Source organism: Nocardioides sp. S-1144, assembly GCF_005954645.2.
GTDB lineage: Bacteria > Actinomycetota > Actinomycetes > Propionibacteriales > Nocardioidaceae > Nocardioides > Nocardioides dongxiaopingii.
Window position 1 is genome coordinate 2,241,593 of record NZ_CP040695.2, and the last position, 25,927, is coordinate 2,267,519.

General features: G+C 75.4%; 23 protein-coding genes. 14 read left to right on the forward strand and 9 right to left on the reverse strand.

The window, feature by feature from the left end; all coding sequences use genetic code 11:
- Positions 1-183: 183 nt before the first annotated feature.
- Positions 184-336 carry a hypothetical protein gene (locus FE634_RS21030; protein WP_187366672.1) on the forward strand — a complete coding sequence of 51 codons (153 nt, stop codon included), beginning with the start codon at positions 184-186 and terminating at the stop codon, positions 334-336.
- On the opposite strand, the gene FE634_RS10570 is transcribed toward FE634_RS21030, so the two are convergent.
- Positions 317-1,087, reverse strand: a complete 771-nt coding sequence (locus FE634_RS10570) for a spermidine synthase (RefSeq protein WP_148240571.1) — start codon at positions 1,085-1,087, stop codon at positions 317-319. The genes FE634_RS21030 and FE634_RS10570 overlap by 20 nt on opposite strands.
- A 39-nt stretch (positions 1,088-1,126) precedes the next feature.
- Between FE634_RS10570 and FE634_RS10575 the strand changes: the two genes are divergently transcribed.
- From FE634_RS10575 to FE634_RS10590, 4 genes are all read left to right on the forward strand, one after another.
- Positions 1,127-1,441, forward strand: a complete 315-nt coding sequence (locus tag FE634_RS10575; RefSeq protein WP_137295563.1) for a DUF1330 domain-containing protein — start codon at positions 1,127-1,129, stop codon at positions 1,439-1,441.
- Positions 1,438-2,202 (forward strand): enoyl-CoA hydratase, encoded by a 765-nt coding sequence (locus FE634_RS10580; RefSeq protein WP_262347378.1) that lies wholly within the window; start codon positions 1,438-1,440, stop codon positions 2,200-2,202. The genes FE634_RS10575 and FE634_RS10580 overlap by 4 nt, the downstream gene beginning before the upstream one ends.
- Positions 2,203-2,311: 109 nt before the next feature.
- A complete protein-coding gene (locus FE634_RS10585; protein WP_138875849.1) occupies positions 2,312-4,240 on the forward strand; it encodes an N-acetylmuramoyl-L-alanine amidase in 1,929 nt (642 codons plus the stop codon).
- A 59-nt stretch (positions 4,241-4,299) separates the two neighbouring features.
- Positions 4,300-5,976: a metallophosphoesterase family protein gene (locus FE634_RS10590; RefSeq protein ID WP_138875850.1), complete on the forward strand. Its 1,677-nt coding sequence runs from the start codon at positions 4,300-4,302 to the stop codon at positions 5,974-5,976.
- Positions 5,977-5,995: 19 nt separating this feature from the next.
- Here the strand turns inward: FE634_RS10590 and FE634_RS10595 are convergent, their stop codons facing one another.
- Positions 5,996-6,808 carry a CPBP family intramembrane glutamic endopeptidase gene (locus FE634_RS10595; protein ID WP_262347379.1) on the reverse strand — a complete coding sequence of 271 codons (813 nt, stop codon included), beginning with the start codon at positions 6,806-6,808 and terminating at the stop codon, positions 5,996-5,998.
- Between the two features lie 51 nt (positions 6,809-6,859).
- On the opposite strand from FE634_RS10595, the gene FE634_RS10600 reads away from it, so the two are divergent.
- From FE634_RS10600 to wecB, 8 genes are all read left to right on the forward strand, one after another.
- Positions 6,860-8,497 carry an ABC-F family ATP-binding cassette domain-containing protein gene (locus FE634_RS10600; protein ID WP_148240572.1) on the forward strand — a complete coding sequence of 546 codons (1,638 nt, stop codon included), beginning with the start codon at positions 6,860-6,862 and terminating at the stop codon, positions 8,495-8,497.
- A 32-nt stretch (positions 8,498-8,529) separates the two neighbouring features.
- Positions 8,530-8,670 carry a hypothetical protein gene (locus FE634_RS21035; protein WP_170981679.1) on the forward strand — a complete coding sequence of 47 codons (141 nt, stop codon included), beginning with the start codon at positions 8,530-8,532 and terminating at the stop codon, positions 8,668-8,670.
- 194 nt (positions 8,671-8,864) lie between these two features.
- A complete protein-coding gene (locus tag FE634_RS10605; RefSeq protein ID WP_262347380.1) occupies positions 8,865-10,160 on the forward strand; it encodes an MFS transporter in 1,296 nt (431 codons plus the stop codon).
- Positions 10,157-11,185: a TolB-like translocation protein gene (locus FE634_RS10610; RefSeq protein ID WP_138875851.1), complete on the forward strand. Its 1,029-nt coding sequence runs from the start codon at positions 10,157-10,159 to the stop codon at positions 11,183-11,185. Before FE634_RS10605 ends, FE634_RS10610 begins: the two co-directional genes overlap by 4 nt.
- Positions 11,182-12,339, forward strand: a complete 1,158-nt coding sequence (locus FE634_RS21335; protein WP_138875852.1) for a hypothetical protein — start codon at positions 11,182-11,184, stop codon at positions 12,337-12,339. The genes FE634_RS10610 and FE634_RS21335 overlap by 4 nt, the downstream gene beginning before the upstream one ends.
- Positions 12,336-13,226: a WecB/TagA/CpsF family glycosyltransferase gene (locus FE634_RS21340; RefSeq protein ID WP_138875853.1), complete on the forward strand. Its 891-nt coding sequence runs from the start codon at positions 12,336-12,338 to the stop codon at positions 13,224-13,226. The genes FE634_RS21335 and FE634_RS21340 overlap by 4 nt, the downstream gene beginning before the upstream one ends.
- Positions 13,219-14,475, forward strand: a complete 1,257-nt coding sequence (gene wecC / locus FE634_RS10625; protein ID WP_138875854.1) for a UDP-N-acetyl-D-mannosamine dehydrogenase — start codon at positions 13,219-13,221, stop codon at positions 14,473-14,475. Before FE634_RS21340 ends, wecC begins: the two co-directional genes overlap by 8 nt.
- Positions 14,472-15,716, forward strand: coding sequence for a non-hydrolyzing UDP-N-acetylglucosamine 2-epimerase (gene wecB / locus FE634_RS10630; RefSeq protein WP_316043810.1), 1,245 nt, complete (start codon positions 14,472-14,474; stop codon positions 15,714-15,716). The genes wecC and wecB overlap by 4 nt, the downstream gene beginning before the upstream one ends.
- 34 nt (positions 15,717-15,750) lie before the next feature.
- Here wecB and FE634_RS10635 read toward each other — a convergent pair whose 3' ends face one another.
- The 5 genes from FE634_RS10635 to FE634_RS10655 form a co-directional block, all read right to left on the reverse strand.
- Positions 15,751-16,419, reverse strand: coding sequence for a hypothetical protein (locus FE634_RS10635; protein WP_148240573.1), 669 nt, complete (start codon positions 16,417-16,419; stop codon positions 15,751-15,753).
- An 11-nt stretch (positions 16,420-16,430) separates the two neighbouring features.
- Positions 16,431-17,414 (reverse strand): right-handed parallel beta-helix repeat-containing protein, encoded by a 984-nt coding sequence (locus tag FE634_RS10640; protein ID WP_148240574.1) that lies wholly within the window; start codon positions 17,412-17,414, stop codon positions 16,431-16,433.
- A gap of 95 nt (positions 17,415-17,509) precedes the next feature.
- Complete coding sequence (locus FE634_RS10645) at positions 17,510-18,820, reverse strand: O-antigen ligase family protein (RefSeq protein WP_138875857.1); 1,311 nt, start codon at positions 18,818-18,820, stop codon at positions 17,510-17,512.
- A complete protein-coding gene (locus FE634_RS10650) occupies positions 18,817-19,497 on the reverse strand; it encodes a YveK family protein (RefSeq protein WP_148240575.1) in 681 nt (226 codons plus the stop codon). Before FE634_RS10650 ends, FE634_RS10645 begins: the two co-directional genes overlap by 4 nt.
- Complete coding sequence (locus FE634_RS10655; RefSeq protein ID WP_138875859.1) at positions 19,484-20,707, reverse strand: glycosyltransferase family 4 protein; 1,224 nt, start codon at positions 20,705-20,707, stop codon at positions 19,484-19,486. Before FE634_RS10655 ends, FE634_RS10650 begins: the two co-directional genes overlap by 14 nt.
- Positions 20,708-20,781: 74 nt before the next feature.
- Here FE634_RS10655 and FE634_RS10660 point away from each other — a divergent pair, with 74 nt between their 5' ends.
- A complete protein-coding gene (locus FE634_RS10660; RefSeq protein WP_138875860.1) occupies positions 20,782-21,681 on the forward strand; it encodes a glycosyltransferase family 2 protein in 900 nt (299 codons plus the stop codon).
- Here FE634_RS10660 and FE634_RS10665 read toward each other — a convergent pair.
- On the reverse strand, positions 21,594-23,510 hold the full coding sequence (locus tag FE634_RS10665; RefSeq protein ID WP_138875861.1) for an asparagine synthase-related protein: 1,917 nt from the start codon (positions 23,508-23,510) through the stop codon (positions 21,594-21,596). The genes FE634_RS10660 and FE634_RS10665 overlap by 88 nt on opposite strands.
- The gene (locus FE634_RS10670) at positions 23,507-25,927 is read right to left on the reverse strand and encodes a glycosyltransferase (RefSeq protein WP_148240576.1); all 2,421 of its coding nucleotides are present in this window, start codon (positions 25,925-25,927) and stop codon (positions 23,507-23,509) included. Before FE634_RS10670 ends, FE634_RS10665 begins: the two co-directional genes overlap by 4 nt.

Below are 25,927 nucleotides of genomic sequence, written 5' to 3' on the forward strand. Positions count from 1 at the left end.
AGCGGCGGGCGCTGCGTACTTTGAGAGCCGTCCATCGGGCGGTGCAGATCCTTCACGTCGCGGTACGGGAGAGCACAGCCTACGACGCCGGTGCGTCCACGACGTTTCGCGGGCGGGTCGGCGCGGAAGCCTGACCACACGGTCGAGGCACGCTCGGCCCCGACGCCGCACCGGGAGGTCGCCGTGCCCCAGCAGGATCTCGCCCCGTCCAGCACCGCCGGCCCCGCCGCGCGCCCCCTCGCCCGGGTCGCCGAGCAGGCCGCCGACCAGGCGCTGCAGGCCGCCGCCGACGCCTCGGTCTGGCTGCTGTTCCGGATCAGCCGGGTCCGGTCCTGACCCGTCCGCCGCCGAAGCCGTCGCTGACCTGACGCTCGTCGAGCACCCGGTACGGCGCGGCCGACGTCGCCGCACTGCGCTGGAGCGTCGCGAGCAGCCCGTCGAGGGCGGGGCCGGTCCCGGCGACCAGCAGCAGGTTGCCCGCGCGCCGCCCGCGCAGGGTGGCAGGCTCCGCGCTCAGCACGACCCGGCCCACCGCGGCCCGCAGCCCGGCCACCGCCTCGCGGCCGCGGGCGAACGGCGCACGGTCGGCCAGGTTGAGCAGCACCACTCCCCCGGGCGCCAGGACGCGGGCGAGGTCGTGCAGGAACGGCGCCGCCGTCAGCTCGTCGGGCACCACGCCGCCGGCGTAGGCGTCGACGACCACGACCTCGGCGTGGCCGTCGCGCAGGGCGGCGACGCCGGCGAGCCCGTCGACGGGGCGCACCTTGATGCCGCTGCGGCGCGGCAGCGGCAGCTCCTCGCGCACCAGCGCCGTGAGCTCCTCGTCCGGCTCCAGCACGACCTGCGGCGAGCCCGGCCGGGTCGCGGCGACGTAGCGCGGCAGGGTCAGCCCGGCGCCGCCGACGTGCACCACCCGCACCGGCGCCCCGGCCGGGGCGACGGCGTCGAGGACGTCGCCCATCCGGCGCACGTAGTCGAAGGCGAGCCGGGTCGGGTCGGCCAGGTCGACGTGCGACTGGTCGTGTCCGTCGACGACGACCCGGAACGCGCCGGGGTGCTCGGTGGCGACGACCGCGCGCTGGATCACGTGGTCATCCTGCCGGGTCGCCGTGCCAGGCTGGGTCCCATGACTGCCTACTGGATCAGCACCTACCTCGAGGTCAAGGACGAGGAGAAGCTGCGCGCCTACGCCGAGCTCGCCGGCCCCGCCCTGCAGGCCGCCGGGGCGACCTTCCTCGCGCGCTCGACGGCGGCCGAGGCCTACGAGGCCGGCCGCCTCGAGCGCTCGGTGCTCATCGAGTTCGCCAACCTCGACGCGGCCCGGGCCGCCCACGACAGCCCGGCCTACCAGGAGGCGCTCGTGGCGCTGGGCGACGGCGCCGTGCGCGACCTGCGCATCGTCGAGGGCGTCGAGCCCGCCACCCCGGTCGACCGCCCGTGACCAGACGCCCCTCGACGCAGGAGACCGACGTCGACGGGGTGCTCGGCGTGCGCCGCGACGGGCCGGTCTCGGTGCTCACCCTGCGCCGGCCCGAGCGCCGCAACGCCCTCGACCTGACGCTGTGCCGCGCCCTCACCGCCGCGTCGGGGGCCGAGGTCGCGGCCGGCGCCCGGGCCCTCGTCGTCACCGGTGAGGGCTCGTCGTTCTGCGCGGGCGCCGACCTCACCGGGGTCTACGGCGATGAGTTCCTCGACGCGCTGTACGGCATGCTCCACGGCCCCGAGGGCCTGACCGCGCTGCCGGTGCCGGTGGTCGCGGCCGTGAACGGTCCCGCCATCGGGGGCGGCACCCAGCTCGCGATGGCCTGCGACCTCCGCGTCGCCGGAGCCGCCGCCCGCTTCGCCGTCCCGACGCCGCGCAACGCGATGGCCGTCGACGCCTGGACGATCCGCACCCTCGCCTCGCTCGCCGGGGGCGGGGTCGCGCGCCGCCTGCTGGTGGCCGCCGAGACGGTCGACCGCGACCAGGCGCTGGCGTGCGGGCTCGCCGACCGGTCCGGCGACGTGGCGGACGCCGTCGCGTGGGCCCACGAGCTCGCCGCCCTGGCACCCCTGGCGATCGCGCACAACAAGGCGGTGCTCAACGGCGCCGACGACGACGTCGTCGCGGCCGGCTTCGCCGCGTGCTGGGCCAGCGACGACGTCCGCGAGGGCGCCGCGGCGCGGGCCGAGAAGCGGCCGCCGGTCTTCGCCGGGCGCTGAGCCTCGCGGGCCCGGCGCGGCGACCTCCGCCGCGTGGAGGTGGACACGGACCGCCGGGAGGGGCTTGGGTGGGAGGAGCCGTCTCGGGCTCGGATCTCAGGAGGATCACGTGGGCACCCATCTCAGTCGTCGTCACTTTCTGCTCTCCTCGGGCGTCGCCGCCGCGGCCGTCCCGCTGGCCGGCGCCGGTGGCCCGGCCGTCGCCGCCGCGGCGCCGCGGGTGCGGGTCGACACCCACCCGGTCTTCGACCGCGCCGGCCGGGCCCACGGCGTCCCGCCGGCCGTGCTCGCCGCGCTGAGCCACGCCCAGACGCGGTGGCAGGACCACGACGGCCGGCCGAGCTCCTCGCTCGGCTACGGACCGATGCACCTCGTCGACGGCGCCGCCGCGGCCCGGGCCCGCAGCCGGGTCGGCAAGGACGCCGGGTCGACCCCGGCCGTGCTCGACACCCTCGGCGACGCCGTCCGCGTCTCCGGGATCGGTGTCGACGCCGTCCGTTCCGACCCCGCGGCCAACATCCGCGCGACCGCGGCCCTGCTCGCCGACCACCAGCGCCGGGCCGGTCGCCCGGTGGGCGTCGACACCGATCCCGCGCAGTGGTTCGCCACCGTCGCCGCGGCCAGCGGCTTCGCGACCGCGGCCGGCCAGCTCGACGTCGCCGACACCGTCGTGGCCACGCTGCGCTCGGGCGGCCGGGTCGAGATGGCCGACGGGTCCCGCCTCTTCCTCCCGGCGAGCCGGGAGACCGCCGTCCCCGAGCGGCAGCGCGCGCCCCTGCGCAAGCGCGCGGCCCTCGCCCGCCGCGAGCGCGACCGCGACGGCACCGAGTCGCCGCGCGGGCTCGACGTCGAGTGGATCCCGGCGCCCTACGAGCAGTACGGCGTGGGGCCCGGCGACTACGGCAACCACGACCTCGCCGACCGCCCGCGCTCCCCGAGGATCACCCACCTCGTCGTCCACGACACCGAGGGCGAGTGGGAGGGCGTGCTCGACCTCGTCACCGACCCGACCTACGTGTCGTGGCAGTACTCGCTGCGCTCGGCCGACGGTCACATCGCCCAGCACGCGCTGGCCAAGGACGTCTGCTGGCACGCCGGCAACTGGTACATGAACATGCACTCGATCGGCCTCGAGCACGAGGGCTTCGCCGCCCAGGGCGCGCCCTGGTACTCCGAGGCGATGTACCGGACGTCGGCCGCGCTGGTGCGTCACCTGGCCAGGAAGCACGACATCCCGCTGGACCGCGCCCACGTGATCGGCCACGACCAGGTGCCCGGCACCACGACCGCGACCATCCCCGGCATGCACTGGGACCCGGGCCCGTTCTGGGACTGGGAGCACTACTTCGACCTGCTCCGCGCGCCCCTGTACCGCGGCACGTCCCGGCGTCGCGCCCAGCGGGGCGACGTCGTCCGGATCCTGCCCGGCTTCGTGGGCAACCAGCAGCCGGTCACCGGCGCCACCCCCGCCGGGCCGCGCGACACCAACTTCGTCACCGTGCGCGTCGCCCCGGCGCCCGACGCCGCGCTCGTCAACGACCTCGGCCTGCACCAGAGCGGTCAGCCCGCGACGACCGAGGTCTCCGACATCAGCGCCCGGGCCACCGCCGGCACCGAGTACGTCGTCGCCGACGTCGACGGCGACTGGACCGCGATCTGGTTCCTCGGCACCGTCGGCTGGTTCCTCAACCCGCGGCGGCACCCGACGGCGCGGGTCGTGCAGCACCCGGTCGGGCGGGTCCGGCCCAAGCGCGGCACCACCGCGAAGGTCTACGGCCGCGCCTACCCGGAGGCGGAGGCCTACGCCGACCCCGCCGACGTGCAGGCCGTCTCGCCGCTGCTCTACGTGCTCGGCGAGGGGCAGATGTACGCCGTCGGCGACCTCGACCCGGTCACCGACTACTACAAGGCCAAGACGTTCTCGCTCGACACCCCGGGCGACCACGTCAACACCGTCGGGCGCGACCGGTACGTGCAGATCAACATCGGCCACCGGATCGCCTTCGTGCGCCGCGCGGAGGTCGACGTCCTGCGCTGAGGGCCGGGCCGGGGGCGCGGGTCGCGGGGCGTGGGGCGGCTTCACCTACCCTTGCGCCCATGCGCCGGGCCCTGATCATCGCGCGCCGGCTCGCCGTCTGCGTGGTGGTCGCCGGGCTGCTCGGCCTCCCGCTGGCCCTGTCCTGGGCGGTGACGCACACCGAGGTCACCCAGCAGATCGGGACGTCGCCGACGACGTTCACGCTCTCGACGCAGGGCCACAGCGAGGTCCGGCTCGGGATCGCGGGCACCGTCTACCTGCCGATCTCCTCGGGGCCGGTCGGGGTGGTCGCGACCGTCGACGGGCCCGGCGACCCCGGGGCCGGCGACGGGGACCTCGCGGCCTACGTGCGACCCGAGATGCTCCAGCTCTACACCGGGCTCTTCCACGACCCCGAGGCCGCCGTCGACGAGTACGTCTCGCTCGTGGAGGACGAGCTGCGCTCGCAGCTGTTCAGGGCGACGGCGTTCGTGGCCGGGCTCGGCGGCCTGGCCCTCTTCGCCCTGCACGAGCTGCTGCCGGTGCGGCTGACCCGCGGCACCCGCCGCGACGCCGTCCGGATCGGGCTGTCCGGGGCCCTGGTGCTGGCGATGACGTCGGGGCTGGCCGTGGTGCAGCTGCGCGGGTCGGACGGCGGCCGTGGACCCACCACCGGCGTCTACGCCCTCTCCGCCCTCGACGGCACGCCCGCGGCCGGGTCGACCACCGACAGCCCCGTGCTGCGTGCCCTCCTGGGTGGCGCGATCTCGCGCGCCCAGGTGCTGGTCGACCGCCAGGAGGCCGACGAGCGGTCGTACCGCGCGAACGCCGAGGCGGGCCTCGACGACCAGCAGGACCTCATGGTCGGACCGGAGGAGGGTGAGCTGGCGGTGATGATGCAGTCCGACATGCACTGCAACACCACGATGATCCGCCTCCAGCGCCGGGTGTTCTCGATGCTCTCCGACACCTACGGCACCGACGACCGCCCGGTCCCCTCGCTGCTGGCGATCGCCGGCGACCTGACCACCAACGGCACCGCCGCCGAGGGCGTCTGCATCCGCACCGAGGCCGACATCTCCGGGGACGCGCCGATCGCGGCGATCTCCGGCAACCACGAGTCCGACGTCAGCGAGGAGCAGATGGGCGACGCCGGGATGGAGGTCCTCGACGGCTCCGTCGTCGAGCTCGGCGGGTTCCGGCTGCTCGGCGACGGCGACCCGTCCCGCTCCGAGCTGTTCGGCGCGACCCGGCAGCGCGGCGACGAGACCCAGGCCGGCCAGGGCGAGCGGCTGCGCGGCGTGGCCGAGGACGCCGACGACGAGCCCGACCTCCTCGTGGTGCACGAGGGGTACGCCGCGCAGGCGTTCCTCGGCATCGACTCCGTGACCCGGTTCCTCGACGAGGCGACCGGCGACCTGACCACCCCCGTCGAGGACGACGTCGACGACGTCCCGGCCTCCGCGGTCTTCTACGGGCACTGGCACAACGACCGCGAGCCCCGGGTCGTCTGGAACGACGACGGCACGTGGACGCTGGTGATGGAGCTCAACACCAGCGGCGGCGCCGTCGACACCCCCACCATCAACAACTTCTCGACGCCCTGGTCGAGCCCCCAGCAGGTCGCGACCTTCCCGGTGCTCTTCCTCGACGAGGACACCCGGCTGGTCACCGGCTACCAGCTCTACCGCTTCGAGACCGACGGCACCGTGACGGTCGAGCCGCGGGTCGAGGTCGGGGCGGCGCCGACCGACTGACCGGTGCCGGGAGCCTCGCTCAGGTCGGCAGCCAGGAGACCTGGCCGGCCAGGACGGCGTAGCCGACGAAGGCCCCGACGTCGAGCAGGGTGTGGGCGACGACCAGCGGCGTCACGCGGCCCCAGCGCTGGTAGAGCCAGCCGAAGAGCAGGCCCATCACCAGGTTGCCGACGAACCCGCCGACGCCCTGGTAGAGGTGGTAGCTGCCGCGCAGCACCGCGGCCAGCACGATCGCGCTGGTGGCGCCGAACCCGAGCTGGCGCAGCCGGACCAGCACGTAGCCCAGGACGACGAACTCCTCCAGGACGGCGTTCTCGAGCGCCGAGAGCACCAGCACCGGCACGTGCCACCACACCGAGGTGTCGAGACCGGCCGCGACGACGGTCAGGTTCAGCCCGAGGGCGTGCATCACCAGGTAGAAGGCGAGCCCGACCGACCCCACCCCGGCCGCGATCGCCGCCCCCCGGGGCAGGTCGCCCCACCCCGCGCCGCGGAACCACACGTCGCGCAGGCCGGTCCCCGAGCGCACCAGCAGGTAGCCGGCCAGGGCCACCGGCACGACCGCGAAGGCGATCGCCATCAGCTGGTAGGTCAGGTCGAGCCACGGCCGCTCGGGGGCGTAGGAGGAGTTCATCGTCGTGGTCTGACCGGCGATCCCGCCCGGCGCCGTCGCGGCCGCGACCAGCCGGACGGCGGCGTACAGGCCGGACTTGCCCAGCGACAGCGCGAGCACGATCACCAGCTCGGCGACCAGCAGCCCGCGGCCCGGCATCGGCCCGCGCCCGGGGGTCAGCGACCAGCCGTCCGGCTGGGGGGCGATCACGGAGGTCACGCCGGCCATCCTCGCGCGGGACGCCAAGCCGACCCGCACTAGGATCGCCCGGTGAGTGCCACCCTCGTCGCCAAGGACCTCTCCGGCGGGCACGGGCACCGCGTCCTGTTCGAGGGGCTCGACCTCACGGTCGCCCCCGGCGACGTCGTCGGCGTCGTCGGCGCCAACGGCGCGGGCAAGTCGACGCTGCTGCGGCTCCTGGCCGGCGCGGCGACGCCGTTCGCGGGCACCGTCGCCGCGGCACCGCAGGACGCGTTCGTCGGCTGGCTGCCGCAGGAGCACGAGCGGGTCCCGGGCGAGAGCGTCGCGACCTACCTCGCCCGGCGCACCGGCGCCGCCGAGGCCACCGCCGCCATGGAGGCGACCGCCGCGGCCCTGGGCAGCGACGTGCCGGGGGCCGACGACGCCTACGGCGTCGCGTTCGACCGGTGGATGAGCAGCGGCGCGGCCGACCTCGACGACCGCGTCGGCCCGGTGCTCGCCGACCTCGGGCTGGACGTCGGCCCGTCGGCCGCGATGACGTCGCTGTCCGGGGGCCAGGCCGCCCGGGTGGCGCTGGCGGCGCTGCTGCTGAGCCGCTTCGACGTCGTCCTGCTCGACGAGCCGACCAACGACCTCGACCTCGACGGCCTCGCGCGCCTCGAGGCGTTCGTGCAGGGGCTGCGCGGCGGCGTCGTCCTGGTCTCGCACGACCGCGAGTTCCTGGCCCGGTGCGTCACCCGGATCGTCGAGCTCGACCTCGCCCAGCACCAGGTCGCCGTCCACGACGGCGGCTACGAGTCCTACCTCCAGGAGCGCGAGGTGGCCCGCCGGCACGCCCGCGAGGCCTACGAGGAGTACGCCGGGACCCGGGCCGACCTCGTCTCCCGGGCCCGCACGCAGCGCGAGTGGAGCTCGCAGGGCGTGCGCAACGCGATGCGCAAGAGCCCCGACAACGACAAGATCCGGCGTCGCGCGGCGACCGAGTCCTCGGAGAAGCAGGCCCAGAAGGTCCGGCAGATGGAGTCGCGGATCGCCCGGCTCGAGGAGGTCGAGGAGCCGCGCAAGGAGTGGGTGCTCCAGTTCGACATCGCCGCCGCCCCGCGGTCGAGCTCGGTCGTGGCCACCCTCAACGAGGCGACCCGCACGCTCGGCGACTTCACGCTCGGACCGGTCTCGGTGCAGGTCTCGGCCGGCGACCGGGTCGGCATCACCGGCCCGAACGGGGCCGGCAAGACCACGCTGCTGCGGCTGCTGCTCGGCGAGGACCCGCCCGACTCCGGGTCGGCGTCCCTCGGCGCGTCGGTCGCGGTCGGCGTCATCGACCAGGCCCGCACCGGCCTGCCCGACGACGTGCCGCTCGGAACGGCGTTCGAGACCGCCGTCCCCGAGCTGACCCAGGCCGAGGTGCGCACCCTGCTGGCGAAGTTCGGGCTGCGCGCCGACCAGGTGACCAGCCTCGTCGGCCGGCTCTCCCCCGGTGAGCGCACCCGCGCCGCCATGGCGCTGCTCCAGGCCCGTGGGGTGAACCTGCTCGTGCTCGACGAGCCGACCAACCACCTCGACCTGCCCGCGATCGAGCAGCTCGAGCAGGCCCTCGACTCCTACGACGGCTCGCTGTTGCTCGTCTCCCACGACCGGCGGCTGCTCCAGAACGTCCGGCTCGACCAGCGCTGGCAGGTGACCGCGGGCCGGGTCACCGGCTCCTAGATCGCCTCCCCCGCTCCGGGTAGCGTGGTCGCATGAGCATCCTGAAGAAGCTGGCCGCGACCGGAATCGCCACCAGGGCCGTCAACGAGGCGCGCAAGCCCCAGAACCAGGCCAAGATCAAGGCCGCGGTGCAGAAGGTCAAGGACCGCAGGAAGCAGGGCCGCCCGCGCTGACCCGACGGCGTGCCCTTTCTTGGGTATAGCCCCCGATCACTCCCGACGCGGTCGCCCGCTCTTCCTAGGTTCTAGGCGTCGTCACCGGTGCGGGCACTCCGCGCCGAGCGTGGGGCGCGGGGAGCCGGGGGGCCAGATGTCGCAGGGACGGGCGCAGCGCGTCCCCGGTCACGCCCGGGTCGGGTCGTGCTGAGGTGTACGTCTCCCTCCGTGACCGCCCGGCGCCGACCGGCGGCGACGTCGACAGCGTGGTGGCACGTCGCCGGGGCCGCCAGGCCCGGCGGGCCCGCCGGGGCCGGGTGGCTCCCGTCGTGGTCACCCTCGGCGTCGTCAGCCTGCTCACCGACATCTCCTCGGAGTCGGTCGCGGCGGTCCTGCCGCTCTACCTGACGGCGGTCGTGGGGCTCTCCCCCGCGGCGTACGGCGTGGTCGACAGCCTCTACCAGGGGGTCGGCGCGCTGGTGCGGGTCGCCGGGGGCTGGGCAGCCGACCGGGGCGGGCACCCCAAGTGGGTGGCCCTCGCCGGGTACGGGATCTCGTGCGTCGCCCGCCTGGCGCTGCTCGTCAGCGCCGGCCTGGCCACCGTCGCCACCGTCATCGCGGTCGACCGTGTCGGCAAGGGGATCCGCACCGCCCCGCGCGACGCGATGATCTCGGCGGCCTCGGCGCCCGAGGACCTCGGCCACGCCTTCGGGGTGCACCGCGCCCTCGACACCACCGGCGCCGTGCTCGGGCCGCTGATCGCCTTCGCCCTGCTGTGGTGGATCCCCGACGGCTACACCGTGGTGCTCGTCGTCTCGGCCGGGTTCGCCGTCCTCGGCCTGGCCCTGCTGGGCCTCCTCGTGGACGAGCCGCGGCCCGCCTCGCAGGCCGCTCCCCCCGCGACGGCGGAGCCGTTCCGCTGGCGGACGCTGGCCAACCCGCGACTGCGCCGGCTGCTGCTCGTGACCGGCGGGCTCGGACTGCTCACCGTCGGCGACGGGTTCGTCTACCTCGCGCTGCTCGACCGCGGCGAGTTCGCCGCGCACTGGTTCCCGCTGCTCTACGTCGGCACCAACGTCGCCTACCTGGCCCTGGCGGTACCACTGGGGCAGCTGGCCGACCGGGTGGGTCGCGCGCGGGTCGTCGTCCTCGGCCACGCCGCGCTGGTCGGTGGCTATGCCTGCGCCGCCGTCCCCCTGCCCGGGGCACACGCGACGATCGCGGCCCTGGTGCTGCTCGGGACCTTCTACGCCGCCACGGACGGCGTGCTGGCCGCGCTCGCCGGCCGGTTGGTGCCGGACTCGATGCGCGCCAGCGGCATCGCGTCGGCGCAGACCACGGTGGCTGTCGCCCGGATGCTGTCGTCGACGCTCTTCGGGCTGCTGTGGTTCGCGCTCGGTCCCGGCGTCGCCCTGATCGCGGTCGGCGCCGTGCTGGTCGTCGCGCTGCCGGTCGCCCTGGTGATGCTGCGGGGCCTCGACGAGGCCGGCGACGGGTGCGCGGCGTGAGCGCCCGGGTCCGGGCCGCGGTCTTCGTGGCCGTCCTCGCCGTGGTCGTGCTGGGCGTCGGCGGCTTCGTCCTCACCCAGGCCGCGACCCAGGAGGAGCGGTTCTCCGCACCGCTGGCCGTGCCGACCACCCCGCTGGCCGACGTCGCCGACGTGCCGCGCCTGGTCTTCCGCCACACCGGCGTGGACGACCACTACGGGCTCGTGGCGGTCGTGCCGCTCGACGACCCCGGCGGGCCGCGCGCGTTCACCGACGTCGCGTGCGACCGCGTCGCCGCGAGCGCGGGCCCGACACCGGTGGTGTCGTGCCTGCGCGCCGAGCGCGGCCTGGTGCCGCGCTTCGACCAGGTGCTGCTCGACCCCGCCTGGCAGGAGACCGAGCAGCGCCCGTTGCGGGGCATCCCGAGCCGCACCCGGCTCTCGCCGGACGGCTCGCTCGTGTCGTCGACCAGCTTCGTCTCCGGCCACTCCTACCTGCAGGCCGGCTTCTCGACCGTGACCGAGATCCACGAGGTCGGCGGCGACAGCCTCGGCAACCTCGAGCGCTTCGACCTGGTCGTCGACGGTTCGACGACCACCGCCCGCGACCGCAACATCTGGGGAGTCACCTTCATGGACGCCGACACGTTCTACGCGACCGCCGCGACCGGGGGCCGCACCTACCTGGTCCGGGGCGACCTCGGTGCGCGCACCCTCACCGCCGTCCGCGAGAACGCCGAGTGTCCCTCGCTCTCGCCGGGCGGCGGCCAGGTGGCCTACAAGGTCGCCGGCGCCCGGGGCCGGCCCGACTCCCACTGGACGATCGGGGTGCTCGACCTCGCTACGGGCACGGAGCGCCTGCTCACGCAGCAGCGCACGAGCGTCGACGACCAGGTCGAGTGGCTCGACGACGACACGCTGCTCTACGGGCTCCCACGACCAGACGAGGCCGGGGTGACCGACGTCTGGTCGAGCGACGTCGACCCCGACGCCGAACCGCGGCTGCTCGTGGCCGATGCCTGGTCCCCGACGGTGGTGCGGGCGTGATCTCCGGACTCCCGCCCCGTGTCGACGCGCTCGCCGAGGTCGACCCCACCGCGGCCGGCCGCGTGCTGACCCTGCTCGACCGCGCTCCCGACGCCATCGCGGCGGCCTACCTGCCGGAGACCGGGGAGATGGCGCAGACCGTGCGCGGCGTCCCCGGCCCCGACGGCGTCGAGCTGCGTGCCGAGGGCACGAACCTGCGCTACGCAGCGATGGCGGCACTCGGCCTGGCCCGCGTGCCAGAGGCGGTCCAGCGCCGGACCCTGGCGGGCCGGTCGGCACGCGACCTCGCCGCGTCGGTGACCGAGCGGGCCCGCACCGACGCCGACCCGGGTGCCGTCGCGCTCGCCGCCTGGGCCAGCGCCGAGGTGGGCGGGGACCCCGACACCGAGCTGCTGGGCCGCTGCCGCGCCGCGCTCGACGCCGACGCGCCGATCACGACCGTCGCCCTCGCCTGGACCGTCGTCGCCGCCGTGGCCGCCCACGACCGGGCCGACACCGCCGAGCTGCTCGACCTCGCCGTCACCCGCCTCCGCGTCCAGGCCGGCGAGGCCGGGATCTTCCCGCACGTCGTCCCGGCAAGCAGTCAGCCGCGGTGGCGGCGCCACGTGGGCAGCTTCGCCGACAGCATCTACCCGGTCCAGGCCCTCGCCCGCGCCGCCGCGCTGACCGGCGACCGGCCCGCGCTCTGGCTCGCCGAGCGGAGCGCGGCCCGGCTCTGCACGCTGCAGGGCGAGCACGGGCAGTGGTGGTGGCACTACGACGTCCGCGACGGCGAGGTCGTGGAGCGCTACCCCGTCTACAGCGTGCACCAGCACAGCATGGCGCCGATGGTGCTGATGGACCTGGCCGACGCCGGCGGGCCCGATCGGCGCGCCGAGATCGCCGCTGGCGTCCACTGGCTCGACCGGCACCCCGAGGTCGTCGAGGACGTCGTCCACGAGCGGCACCGGCTGGTGTGGCGCAAGGTCGGGCGGCGCGAGCCGCCGAAGGCCGCCCGCGGGCTCAGCGCCGTCACGACGGCCGTGCGACCCGGCTGGACCGCGCCGGGTGTCGATCGCTGGCTGCTGCCCCGCGTCGTCGACCACGAGTGCCGGCCCTACGAACCGGCGTGGCTCCTGCACGGCTGGCTCGCACCGGCGGGGGCGACGACGTGAGCACACCCTCCGTCTCTGCCCCGCACCCGCACCGGGTCCTCTACGGCCTCGACGTCGACGCGCTCCGGCTCCCGGAGGTCGTGGACATCGCCGCCCGCACCATCGACGAGCACGGCCGGCTCCTCGTCGGTGTCGTCAACGCCGCCAAGATCGCCAAGCTGCGCGTCGACCCGGTGCTGCGCGACTCGCTGCTGACCGCCGACGTCCTGCTCGCCGACGGACAGTCGGTGGTGTGGGCCAGCCGGCTGCTCCGCCGTCCGCTGCCCGAGCGCGTCGCCGGCATCGACCTCTTCGAGGCGCTGCTCGGCCTCGCCGATGAGCGGCACCTCCGGGTCTACCTGCTCGGGGCGACGCCCGAGGTGCTCGAGCGGCTCCGCGCCGCGGTCGCGGACCGCTGGCCCGGCCTGGTCCTGGCCGGTTGGGCCGACGGCTACTACCGCGCCGAGGAGTCCGACGAGGTCGCGGAGCGGATCGCGGCCAGCCACGCCGACCTGCTCTTCCTCGGCATGACGACCCCCCGCAAGGAGAACTTCGTCGCCGCGTACGGCAGCAGCCTCGGCGTACCGGTCGTGCACGGAGTCGGCGGCTCCTTCGACGTCCTCGCCGGCGTCACCCAGCGGGCCCCCGAGGCGTGGCAACGCGCCGGCCTGGAGTGGGCCTACCGGGTGCGGCAGGAGCCGCGGCGGCTCTGGCGGCGCTACCTGGTCACCAACACGGTCTTCGTCGGGCTCACCGCCGCCGAGCTGCTGCACCGGCGCGGCGCCTACCCACGACCGGGCGCACCCGAACCGGCCCCGACCCACCACCCCGACCCGCACACGGACCAGCACTCGGACCACCTTCCGGGCCACCGCCCGGACGACCGCAGGGAGAAGCACCATGGATGAGCAGTTCACCGGACGCGTCGCGATCCTCGGCCTCGGCTACATCGGACTCCCGACCGCGGTCGTCCTGGCCACCCGCGGCATCGAGGTCGTCGGGGTCGACGTCAACGAGGCCACCGTCAAGGCGGTCGCCAACGGCGAGGTGCCGTTCGTCGAGCCGGACCTCGCGGTCGCCGTCAGCGGTGCCGTCGCCATGGGCAACCTGACCGCCAGCACCGAGACCCCACGGGCCGACGCGTTCATCATCGCCGTCCCGACGCCGTTCGCCGACGACCACCAGGCCGACCTGCGCCACGTGCGCGCGGCGACCGAGCAGATCGCCCCCGTGCTCGAGCGCGGCAACGTGGTCATCCTCGAGTCCACGTCGCCCCCCGGCACCACCGAGCAGGTCAGCCGCTGGCTGGGAGAGCTGCGGCCCGACCTGGTGCTGCCCCACACCTCCGAGGGCGTCGCCGACGTCCACGTCGCGCACTGCCCCGAGCGGGTGCTGCCGGGTCGGATCATGATCGAGATGGTCACCAACGACCGCGTCGTCGGCGGCCTGTCGCGCCGCTGCGGGGAGCGCGCGGCCGCCCTGTACCGGGTCTTCTGCCAGGGGACCATCCTCACGACCGACGCCGCGAGCGCCGAGATGGCCAAGCTCGTCGAGAACGCCTACCGCGACGTCAACATCGCCTTCGCCAACGAGCTGTCCAACATCAGCGAGGAGATCGGCCTCGACGTCTGGGAGGTCATCCGGCTCGCCAACCACCACCCGCGCGTCAACGTGCTGACCCCTGGCCCCGGCGTCGGCGGACACTGCATCGCGGTCGACCCGTGGTTCATCGTCGGGGTCGCGCCGGACAGCTCGAGGCTGATCCGGGCGGCCAGGGGGGTCAATGACGCCAAGCCGCACCACGTCGTCGAACAGGTGCTGCGCACGTGCGGCCGCTTCCGAGAGCCGACCGTCGCCTGCCTCGGGCTGTCCTACAAGGCCAACATCGACGACCTGCGCGAGAGCCCGGCCGTCGACATCGTGGCCGAGCTGGCGGCGTCCCGGCCGGACCTCGACGTCCGGGTGGCCGAGCCGCTGGTCACGCGGCTGCCGCTCGAGCTGGAGATGTTCGCCAACGTGCAGCTGCAGGGCGCGCCCGAGGCGGTCGCCGCGGCCGACATCGTCGTCCTCCTGGTCGATCACGACCACTTCCGGTCGATGAGCCGCTCGCGGCTGGCCGGCAAGGTCGTCTACGACACCCGGGGGCTGTGGCGATGACCCCGGGACCTGTCATGGGAACAGCGGGTCCGCGCACGGTGATGGTGGTCTACGGGACCCGGCCGGAGGCGATCAAGCTCGCGCCCGTCGTCCGGGCGCTCCGGGAGTCGCCGGCGCTCCGCGTCGTGGTGTGCGTGACCGGCCAGCACCGCGAGATGCTCGACCAGGTCAACACGCTGTTCGGGATCGTCCCCGACCACGACCTCGAGGTGCTGCGCACCGGCCAGCAGCTGCACGAGCTCACCGGTCGCGTGCTGACCGGCCTCACCGAGGTCGTCCGCGCCGTGCGCCCGGACGCCGTGGTGGTGCAGGGCGACACGACGACGGCGTTCGTCGGCGCGCTCGCGGCGTTCTACGAGCAGGTGCCGGTGGTGCACGTCGAGGCCGGGCTGCGCACCGGCGAGCGGTACGACCCGTTCCCGGAGGAGCTCAACCGCAAGCTGGTCGGCCAGCTCGCCTCGCTGCACCTGGCCCCGACGCCGGTCTCGCGCGACAACCTGCTCGCCGAGGGTGTGCCGGCCGGCGACGTCGTCGTCACCGGCAACACCGTCATCGACGCGTTGGTCGACGTCGTCGGTCGGCGACTGCCGCTGGAGGACCCCGCGCTCGGCGTCCTCGAGGGGGCCGGGGGCGCACGCAGCGTCCTGGTGACCTCGCACCGCCGCGAGTCGTGGGGGGCGCCGATGGGGCGCACCGCGGCGGCGGTCGCGCGGCTGGCGACCCGGTTCCACGACGTCCAGTTCCTGCTGCCGGCCCACAAGAACCCCGTGGTCCGCGAGGTGCTGCTGCCGCCGCTGGCCGGGTTCGCCAACGTGACCGTCACCGAGCCCCTGTCCTACGCCGACTTCGCCCGCGCGATGGATGCCTGCACTCTCGTGCTCACCGACAGCGGCGGCGTCCAGGAGGAGGCACCCAGCCTCGGGAAGCCGGTGCTGGTGCTGCGCGACACCACCGAGCGGCCCGAGGCCGTCGTGGCCGGCACGGTGCGCCTGGTCGGCACCGACGAGGACGCGATCGTCGCCGCCGCCTCCCGGCTGCTGCTCGACCCCGTCGCCCACGCCGAGATGGCGCAGGCCGTGAACCCCTACGGTGACGGCCTCGCCGCCGCCCGGGTGCGGGCCGCCGTGGAGCAGCACCTCGGCGTCGGCCGCCGGCTCCCCGAGTGGTCACCGGCGTCCTCGCTCGAGCGCGAGGCCGCCACCCCTCTCCGCGAGACCCCTCTCGTCGACACCAGCGCCTGACTCCCACGCTGACCCGTCAGTGATCACTGACGGGTCAGCGGGGTGGGCGGGTGCGGAGGCGCCGGAGCAGGTTCAGGTGACGGTCGGACGCACTGGCGAGGACGACGGAGAGGGAGAGCCCGAGCAGGAGCGCGACGAGCATCGAGAGCGAGCGCCGGCCCTGGTGGTGGCTGACCTGGGGGACGGCCGGCGACAGGCTGGTCGTGATCCGGTTGTCGGCGGCGATCCGCGGGTCGTCCTGGAGCCCGAGGGTCACCGCCTCCACCCGCGCCACCAGCTCCCGCGTGCGGGCCAGGACGTCGGCCGGCGACGCCCCGGTGACCTCGATGCTCAGCACCGGCCGGTCGAAGCCGTGGGCCCACTGGCCGCCCGAGTCGGGCAGGACGATCGCGGAGCCGTTGTCGACGCCGGTGCCGAGCAGGCCGACGGCGTCGCTCGTCGCCCCGCGGTTGATCCCGCCGTGCGGGCCGGGGGCGACCATCCGCTGCACCTGACCGGCGATGGCGATCACGCTGGAGGACGCCGACGCGATCCGGTTCGGGGCCGCCGGCGTCGCCGGGGCGAGGAAGACGACGTCGACCCGGGCGGCGTAGACGCCGTCGACCCGGCCCAGCCCGGCCACCACGGCAAGCGTGACCAGCAGTCCCGCCAGCAGGACGTACCAACGCCGGCGGCAGGCCGCGATCGCGTCCCAGGTCGTCATCGTCGCCCCGCCTACCCGGCCGGTCGCAGGGTGTCGTCCCAGACGTTCTCGCGCCACACGTTGCCGGGGTCGCGGCGGTCGAACGAGGCCACCACGCCGTAGTAGCCGCAGCGGGGGTGGTAGCGCCGGCTGAACCGGTTGCGGATGAACCTGATGTTGCGGGTCGCGGTGTCGCCCGCGCCGCCGTAGACGCAGTAGCCACCACCGGCCAGCAGGTTGCGCCGGACCACGTTGTCGCGCTGGCCGCCGAAGTCCTGGTACATCGCCACCGTGGCGGTCTGGTCGAGCTGGTTGAAGATCGTGTTGTGCCGCACCTGGAGGCCGCCGCCGCCGTTGGAGGCGATCCCGACGTCGTGCGAGAGGCCCGCGACCTGGGCCATGTCGTGGATGTAGGAGTCACGGACGGTGCCGCCGCCGGTCGACACGCCGGCGCTGCAGCCGCTGATGTCGACGCGCTGGATCCACGGCCGGCTCTCCCCGATGTTGAAGACGCAGGCGATGTCCTGCGGGCTCCCGGACGGCGTCAGGATGGTGCTGTCGACGATCCGGAGGTTCTCGGCCCCGGGTCGGATGATGATCACCCAGTCGGCCGGTCCGATCCCGCGGCCACCGGTGACGCGGGTGTTCTTGATAGTGACGTTCGAGGCGGTCACGTTGATCTCGCCGCGCACGTCACGGCCGTCGATCACCATGCCGTCACGGTCGGCGTCGATGGAGCCCGAGCTGCGCAGGGTGGTGCCGTCCGGCACGCCCGTGTTGGTGGCGTCGGGGTAGCCGCACCGGCTGGGCCGGCGGGCACAGTTGCGGCGCTGCGCGCGGGGAACGGCGTCGCCGGCCGTCGCGGGCCGGGTGCGGGCGGCGGTGTCCGGGACGGCGGCGGGCGCGGCGGCCGCGGGGGCGGCCGAGCCCGGTCCGGGTGGTCCGTCGGCGCAGGCCACGGTGGCCAGCACGGCGAGGAGCACCAGGCTCAGTCGGGTGAGGGCACGCTGGAACATGGAGGATCCCTTGCTCCCACAGCGGCGGCCGCCCCGGGCGGAGCGCAATCTAGACGCTACCGTGCCCGCGTCGGCCGGCCACGTCTGCATCCGGGTCATGGGCGGTCCTCCAGTCGTCGGCAGGCCCCGGCGAGGCCGAGCACCAAGAACAGCACGCCGGCCGACATCGAGAAGCTCAATCCGTCGAAGAGGGCCAGGTTGACCGCGCCGGCGGCCACCGCGCCGAGCAGGCCGGTGGCCAGCTGGGCACCGAGCAGGTCGCGGGCGGCCCGGCGGGCCCGCACGGCGGACCACAGGGCGGCGACGAGCACCGCGAGGAACGCCGTCAGCCCGACCAGCCCGATCTCGATGGTCAGGCCGAGGTACTGGTTGTCGAGGATCCGGTAGGCCGGCAGGAAGGTGCCGAAACCCCGGCCGAACACCGGGGACGTCGCCACGAACTCGGCCGCGATGTCGTAGGACCCGGTGCGCGACAGCGCGCTGCTGTCGGAGCCGATCCGGGTGAAGAGGCCGAGGAGGCTGCCGAGCATCCCCGGCACGAGGAGGTACATGAGCACGCTCCCGACCAGGAGCGCCACACCGGCGACCGCACGCGCCGCGCGCGGCCAGCTGGCCAGGACGACGACCAGCGCCACCGCCCCGGCGACCAGCGCCGAGCGCGAGATCGACAGCGGGATGCAGATCCCAATCGCGGCGACCGGCACCCAGCGGCGCAGCGCGGACCGCTCGCGGTCGCCGTAGGCGAGGGCGAGCGCGAGGGGCAGCATCATGGTGATGACGGCGCCGTACTCGATCGGGTGCGTCGCGGTCGCGGAGGGCCGGCTGAAGCCCTCGCGCAGGGTGAGCGACGTCAGGCTGTGGTTGACCGCCAGCCCCGGGACGGAGATCTTGTCGACCAGGGTCTCGCCGGTGAGGAACTGGACGATGCCGAGGGTCGCCATCGCGGCGCTCAGCGCGACCACCCGCCGCACCAGCACGACCAGGCGCTTGCGGGAGGCGATGCCGTCGTTGCCGACGAGCAGCACGCCGCCCCAGCCCGCCAGCAGCACCAGCCCGAGGGTTGCGGTGCTGAACTCCTGCGGGTCGATCGGGCGGACCGTCGCGGCGACGAAGCTCGCCCCGACCGCGAACGCGAGCGCGACCAGCGCCGTCCGCACGGGGGCCGGGGCGGGAGCCGTCGGGGCCGAGCGCCCGAGCTGGTGGGCCGCCCACCAGAGCAGGCAGGCCAGGCCGAGGACGCCGGCCGGCGAGCCGGCACCGCCCAGCGGACCGATCACCAGCCGGTTCGGCACGGCCATCAGCAGCACGGCGTACCCGGTGAGCACCGAGCTCGCGTCGAGCCTCCCCAGCGCGGACGCCGGGGAGAGTGGGAACGGCGCCGCGGGGCGCGCCTGGAGCACCGTCACGACTTCCGGGGACCGGGCAGCGCGACCGCCACCGGTTCGGGCGACGCGGACGACGGTCGGCGGGTGTCGCGGCGCAGGCGGCGCCGCAGGAGCACCCCGTCGAGGGCCAGGACGACGAGCAGACCGAGCACCCCGCCCGCGCCGGCGGCGAGGACGGCGAGGCGCAGCCGGGTCTTCTGGACCACCTCCGGCTCGTCGGTGCGGGCGATCACCTGGGTGTCGATCTGGGCGCCGGGCTTGACGCCCAGGTCGTCCTGCAGCTTGGCCAGCACCTCCGGGACGGCGTCCAGGACGGCGTCGAGCAGTCGGTCGGCCTCGGCCGCCGACCCGCCCTCCGCGGTGGCCAGCACGATGGGCGCGCTGGTGGCGACGTCGCCGACCACCTCGTAGTCCCGGTCGGTGCCGGCGGCGTCCCGCACCTGCGCGCGCACCTCCTGCGAGGACAGCGTGCGGCTGAGGACGTCGACGCTCTGCTCGAGCCCGCCGAGGAAGAGGTAGGGGTTGCCGGTCACGCCGAGCGTGGTCTCCGGTGGCACCAGGACGACGCTGGCGGTCGACCGGTAGGTCGGACCGACCTGGCTGAGGGCGGCAGCGACTCCCCCGGCGGTCATCGCCAGGACGAGCGGCACGAGGTACCACCGCCGCACCAGCGCCTTGAACACGTCACGGACGAACACGTGCGGCCTCCTCTCGAGCCAGCTGCTCGTACAGCCCGCTCACCCGGTCGATCTTGTGGTCCCAGAGCCCGGTCGTCGCGACCCGCTCCCGCGCCGCGCGACCCATGCCCAGCCGGGCGGCCGGGTCCTCGGCGAGGCGTCGGACGGCGGCGGCGAGGTCGCGTGCCAGCTGCGCCGGCGTGTGGGCGGCGACCTTGATGCCGCACGCGTTGGTGACGGCCTCCCCGGGACCGCCGCGGTCGACGACGACGGCGGGCAGCGCGTGGCCCATCGCCTCGTAGGCGACGTTGCCGCCCGGCTCGCGGTAGCTGGGGAAGACGAAGACGTCGGCCTGCGCGTAGAACCGGTCGACCTGCTCGCGCGGCTGCGTGCCGTGGAAGCGCACCCGATCGGCGACCCCGAGGTCGAGGGCGAGCCGCTCGCACGGGCCGCGGTCGAAGCCGTCGCCGACAACGTCGAGGACGACGGGCAGGTCGCGCAGGTGCGCGAGCGCGGCGACGGCGTCGCGGGCGCCCTTGGTGCGGATCAGCCGGCCCACGAAGAGCAGCCGCAAGGGCTCGCCGGGCCGCGGTGCGGACCGTGGGGTGGCCGGCGGCAGCTCCCGGAGGGCCGTCTCCGAGAGCACCTCGAAGCGGCGCAGCGGCACCGGCGCGAGCGACTCCGCGACGTAGGGGGCGATGCCCAGCACGCACGCCGCCCCGGCGTACCCGGCCCGCAGCGCGCGGTCGTGGCGCATCCGCCAGGCGTCGACCCGGCGCAGGCCGGTCCACCACGGGGCGGTGTCCTCGGCGTCGAGGGCCGGCGGCGCGACCAGGCTGCCGCCGACCGGGCCCAGGACGTACGGGACGCCCTGACCGCACAGCGGCGTGGGGTAGCGCATCGCGACCGGCAGCGGCTGGTGGGCGACGTCGAAGTGCTCCCCGCGCGCGGTCGCGTCGCGGATCCAGCGGCGGGCGCGGACGTGGAAGGGCAGGTAGGCCGGTTTCATGAGGCTGTTGAGCCGCTCGGCGCGACCGAGCAGCGGCGGCTCCACCCACTCGACGACCCGCACGTGCGGCAGCGCGTCGACGGCGCTTGGCCGCGACCGCTTGCGGTAGGTCAGCAGCGTGACCTCGTGGCGGTGGCCGAGGCGCTCGGCCCACTGCGCGGCGACCCACGCCTCCCCCACGTCGGTCGGGTCGGTGGTCGGCGCGACCAGCAGCACCCTCATGGCGTCTCCCCCATCTGGGCGATGTGGTCGCCCGGTCGCGCGGTGGGCGCGGCCGGCGCTCCTACGGTGGGCCGATGACCTGCGACGTGGCCGTGGTCGTGGTGGCCTACAACAGCGCCGACGTCGTCGGCGACCTGCTCGACTCGCTCCCGGCGGCGCTGGGCGACCTCACCGCCGACGTCGTGGTGGTCGACAACGGCTCCGTCGACGACACGGTCGCGGTGCTGCAGACCCGCGGCGACTGCCGGATCGTCGAGTCCACCAACACCGGGTACGCCGGCGGCATCAACCGGGGTCTCCGCGCGGCGTCCGCCGCCCCGGCCTACCTCGTGCTGAACCCCGACGTGCGGCTCGACCCGGGAGCGGTGCGTCCGCTGCTGACCGCCCTCGACCGCCCTGGCGTGGGCATCGCCGCGCCCCGGGTCCGCACCGACGCCGGCGACCTGCACCACTCGCTGCGCCGCGAGCCGACCGTGCTGCGGGCCCTCGGGCTGAGTCGGGTCGGCGTCCCGGCCCTCTCGGAGTACGTGCAGGAGGCAGGCGCCTACGAGCGGCCGGGCCCGGTGGACTGGGCGCTCGGCGCCGTCCTCGCGGTGTCCGCGGCCTGCGCCGGGGCCGTCGGCGACTGGGACGAGTCCTACTTCCTCTACTCCGAGGAGACCGACTTCTGCCTCCGCGCCCGCGACGCCGGCTGGGCGACCTGGTTCGCGCCCGGGTCGACCGCCGTCCACGTCGGCGGGGCGTCCGGGCGCAACGACCTGACCCACACCGCACAGATCCTCAACCGGGTGCGCCTCTTCCGACGGCGCTCCGGCCCGGCGGCGGGCGCCGCCTACTTCGGCCTCACGGTGCTCTCGGAGCTCACCTGGGTGGCGCGCGGTCATCATCAGTCCCGGGCCTCCGTCCGGGCGCTGCTGCGTCCCTCGACCCGGCCGGCGGTACTCGGGTGCGGCACCCGGCTGGTCCCGCTCTGACCCGACTGGCAAGACCGGCCCGAGGGGACCGAGCGGCCCTCCTGCTCCTCGAGCGCGTTGAGCAGGTTCACCAGGAACGACACCGTCGTGGCTGCGGGGCGGTGCCGTCCGGCCGCGACCGCGTCGAGCCAGTCCTCCCGCAGGACGCCGAGCGACCGGGCGGGGTCGAGCAGTGCCGGTTCCGCGCACCAGTGCTCCAGCACCAACGACCTCAGCGTCTCGCCGCCGGCCGGCGGTCGGGTGGTGCTGTGCAGCCGCTGGGCCACCTTGCCACCCACCCGGCGGGCCTGGGTCGCCGCCAGGGCGGCCGAGCCGCGCCAGGTGCGGGTCGCGTAGGCGACGGGCGGCGGTCGGTGGTCGAGGCCGATGAGCGCGAGGTCGGGGTCGAGCTCGACGAGGATGCGGCTCAGCAGCCGCATGTTCTGCTTCACCGACGGGCCCACCGAGCGCGCGAGGTCGACGAAGGCCCGGTCGAGCATCGGGTTCACGGTCGTGCGGTCGGCGCACGTCGCGGAAGCGAGCACCCCGGCCCACCGCCCCGTCCGCTCCCACAGGTAGAGCTCGTCGGTCGCCGGCCACCACGGCCGGCCGGTCGCGGAGAGGGCCGCGTGCACGTCGCCGGCGACCTGCGCGGCAGCAGCCTCGGCGACGCCGGGCGCGAACGCCGCGGGGTCGACCCGCTCGTTGGGCGTCAGGCGCCATCGGGTCAGCGCGCCCGCGCGGGTCGGGGTCACCCGCAGGGGCAGCGGCGGCCCGACGTAGTAGAACCCTCGGGCCACCTCGCCGCCGAGTCCCGCCAGCCGTGGCCGTGCCGGCAGGTCCCGCTCGGCCCACAGCAGCACCGCGAGGCCCAGCGGGTCGGCGGCGCCGTCGACGCGCCGGGCGGCCTCGCGCACCTGGTCCCACGCCTCGGCCGGGGTCAGCGAGTCGAGGCCGTCGAGGTCGACGAGGTGGTGTCGCATGCCCTGCTCGCGGGCCAGGCGGGCAGCGATCTCGGCGTCGGGCGAGCCGGGGACGACGAGGGTGAGCGCCTCCAGCTCCGGGCGCCGCCGTGGTGGCACGGCCGCGAGCAGGATGCGGGAGTCGAGGCCGCCGGTGAGCTGGAGGACGGCATCGGGGTGGTCGTCCAGGAACGAGGTCACCGACGCGCGCAGCAGGTCGGCAGCGACCGCCTCGGGCGCCGCGTTCGTGCGGGGCGTCGTGGTCACCGCCCTCGGGTAGCGGGGTCCGCGGCAGCACAGCCGGCCGTCGCCGAGGGCCGCGCGCTCCCCCGGACCGAGCCGTCGCACGCCCACGTGCCACGTCCGGGACCCGGTCTGCCACCCGAGCTGGGACTGGGAGGCCAGGGCCTCCCGGTCGAGGCCCTCGCCGCGCAGCGCGCCGAGCACGCCGGCCGAGGACGACGCCGCGGCCCAGCCGTCGCCCCGGGTCACGTGGACGTGGCGGAAGCCGAGCCAGTCGACCCGCACCACGGCCTCCCCGCCGACGGCGCCCACGGCGGCGAACGGCGGCAGCACCGCCCTCAGCCGGGCCGCGTCGCCCGCCTCGTCGAGCTGGTCGTGGAACGGCTCGGCGAGCAGGACGCCGACGTCGTCCGGCGCGAGGTCGCCGGCGCGGCCGCGTGCGCCCCGCACGGTCACGAGGGTCCCGTCGTCGTCCGGCCGGTCCGCGGCGAGCGCTCCCCACCGCACCAGGAACGTGGCGGGCGCGAGGACCGACACGACGCCGTCGCGCCGGCCGCGGACCAGGGCCGCCAGCTCGGTGGCGTGCGCGTGGTCGGCCGCCGTCACCACGGCGAAGCCGGCACCGCGGGGCACCACGTGACTCATGGCGTCGTCCCCCGGGCTCCCGCGCGGCCGCAGCGGACGTCGTGGCAGATCGCGAGCAGCTCGCCGGCCCGCGCGGTCCAGGTGTGCTGCATCGCGAAGGCGCGGCGTCCGGACGCGGCCGGCCCGCCCCGTCCGGGACCCGCCTCGGCGAGCTGTCGCACCGTGGCCTCGGCGAAGCCGGCCGGCGACGTCGCCACGGTGACCAGCGCCGCCCCCAGGGCGCGGGAGGCCGGCAGGTCGGTCGACACGACGCTGCGCCCGGCGGCGAGGTACTCCAGGGTCTTGAGGGGATGACTGCCGCGGTTGAACTCCGTCACGGCGTACGGCGTGAGGCCGACGTCGATCGCCGACATGAACGCCGGCAGCCGGGCGAAGGGCTGGCGGTCGACCCACTGCACGTTCGGGTGGGCGATGAGGGCGTCCAGCCGGCGGCGGGTGGCGGGGTCCTGCTCGTGGCGGGGCCCGAGCAGCAGCAGCCGGGAGCCGGTGCCGGCGACCGCGTCGAGCGCGTCGAGGTCGAGCCGGTCGTTGAGCTGACCGACGACGCCGGCCAGCGGACGGTCCAGTGTCACCTCGTCCGCGGCTGCGATGCCGTCGACGTCGCGGTAGTGCTCGGCGTCCGCGCCGTTGGGCAGCACCCGGACCCAGGCCCCGAGGGCGGCCAGGTGCCCGGCCAGCTCTGTGGTGATCGCCAGGACGACGTCGCTGCGGCGCACGTTGGTGCGACGGCGGCGCTCGGCGTGGCCGGCGTCGCTGCCCAGCAGCGCGGCGCCTGCCACGAAGTCGTCGGTCTCGAAGTAGACCCGGACCGCGCGGCCGGCGCGCTGGGGCAGCGTCTGCTCGGGGTCGCTGACGACGACGACGTCGACGTCGAGGCCGCGCCGCCGGACGACGTGCGCGGCGTGCCTCGCGGCCAGCGACCGGGTGACGCGGCGCAGCACCGGACGACTCACGCCCGGCACCACGACGGTGTTGACCCGCACGACGCCCGGCCACGGCTCGGTGACCGGGGCGACGTCGACGCCCCGGCGGCGCCGGGCGACGAACGACATCGGCGGGTCGACCCAGACCACCGTCCGGTCCCGGGCCACGGCGGTCGCCAGGTGGCGATCGGTGCCGGCGACCGCGTCCCAGGAGGCGCCGGCGAACCAGAGCACGGCCCCGGCACCCGCCGGCGCCCGACCGTCGCGGGCGAGGGGGCTGGCGTTGAAGTCCTCGGTGGCGCCGGCACCGGCGATCCGGCGCGCACGACGCCGCAGGTGGTGTGCGGCGAACTCGCCGACCGAACGCGCGGAGGCGCCCACCGTCGCCGCCGACGACGGCCGATCAGCCAGCGCCGCCTCGTAGACCGCCTCCTGGCGGCGGGCCGCGGCGACGAGGGAGAAGCGGTCCTCCACGACCCGACGGCCGAGCGCGCCGGCAGCGGCGCGCCGCGCCGGGTCCTCGAGCAGCCCGGTCAGGAGGTCGGCGAGCACCTCGGCGGGGGTGCCGGCGCCGCTGGGGCCGTACCCGTACCAGCCGCGCCAGAGGAACCCGGGCAGGCTCTGCTCGGTCAGGGGCGCGACGTAGCCGCCCTCGCCGAGCACCACCAGGGGCGCTCCGAACGCCATCGCGCGCAGCGCCGAGCCACCCATGCCGAGCGCGACGTCGGCCACCGCGTACGCCGGGCGCGGGTCGGCGAGCTCGCCGGTGAGGACGACGGTGCCCGGCCCGTGGACCCGGTCGACCTCCTCGGACAGGGCCCGGACCTCGGCGCGGCACTCGCCGTCGCCGACGACCAGGAGGCGGGCCGGCGTCGTGCGCACGACCCTCGAGATCGCCTCGAGGGCCGTCACCACGCCCTCCAGCTTGAGCTGCCGGGCGAGCCGGGTCACCAGTACGACCGTCGGGCGACCGTCGTCGAGACCCCAGCGGGCACGGAAGCCGGCGAGGTCGAGCGGGACGTCGGGGCCGTTGACCGCCAGGTCGACCGGCGGTTCGAGCAGCGAGGTCCGCTGCCGGCCGCGGGCGCGCTCGTGGGCCGCGATCTGCTCGGTGCCGACCACCAGGTGCGACGTGCGCGGCAGGAACGGCGCGACGGCCATCGACATCACGGTGGTCACTGCGACAGCGGGGCTGCGGAGCGCGGCCAGGTGGCACTCGAGCCCGGGCGGCCACTCGTAGCCGTGCAGGACATCGACCTGCCGCTCGGCCGCGACCTGGGCCAGCGAGGCCACGACGCCGGGCGTGGGGCGGCGTCCGACCGGCGCGGAGGGGACAAACTCCAGACCGAGCTCGTGCACCCGCTCGACCAGCGGACCGGGCACACCGTGCACCAGGACGTCGTGGCCGCGCTCGCGCACGGCGGCGGCGAGCTCGACGGCGTTGAGCTGGCTGCCGCCGACGGACAGGTCGTGGGGGTAGACGAGGACGCGCAC

Bases quoted from the DNA above. Each gene is read 5' to 3' on its own strand.
- FE634_RS10575 (WP_137295563.1), top strand. From the start codon at position 1,127: ATGACTGCCTACTGGATCAGCACCTACCTCGAGGTCAAGGACGAGGAG.
- FE634_RS10590 (WP_138875850.1), top strand. From the start codon at position 4,300: ATGCGCCGGGCCCTGATCATCGCGCGCCGGCTCGCCGTCTGCGTGGTG.
- FE634_RS21035 (WP_170981679.1), top strand. From the start codon at position 8,530: ATGAGCATCCTGAAGAAGCTGGCCGCGACCGGAATCGCCACCAGGGCC.
- wecC (WP_138875854.1), top strand. From the start codon at position 13,219: ATGGATGAGCAGTTCACCGGACGCGTCGCGATCCTCGGCCTCGGCTAC.
- wecB (WP_316043810.1), top strand. From the start codon at position 14,472: ATGACCCCGGGACCTGTCATGGGAACAGCGGGTCCGCGCACGGTGATG.
- FE634_RS10635 (WP_148240573.1), bottom strand. From the start codon at position 16,419: ATGACGACCTGGGACGCGATCGCGGCCTGCCGCCGGCGTTGGTACGTC.
- FE634_RS10640 (WP_148240574.1), bottom strand. From the start codon at position 17,414: ATGTTCCAGCGTGCCCTCACCCGACTGAGCCTGGTGCTCCTCGCCGTG.
- FE634_RS10655 (WP_138875859.1), bottom strand. From the start codon at position 20,707: ATGAGGGTGCTGCTGGTCGCGCCGACCACCGACCCGACCGACGTGGGG.
- FE634_RS10660 (WP_138875860.1), top strand. From the start codon at position 20,782: ATGACCTGCGACGTGGCCGTGGTCGTGGTGGCCTACAACAGCGCCGAC.
- FE634_RS10665 (WP_138875861.1), bottom strand. From the start codon at position 23,510: ATGAGTCACGTGGTGCCCCGCGGTGCCGGCTTCGCCGTGGTGACGGCG.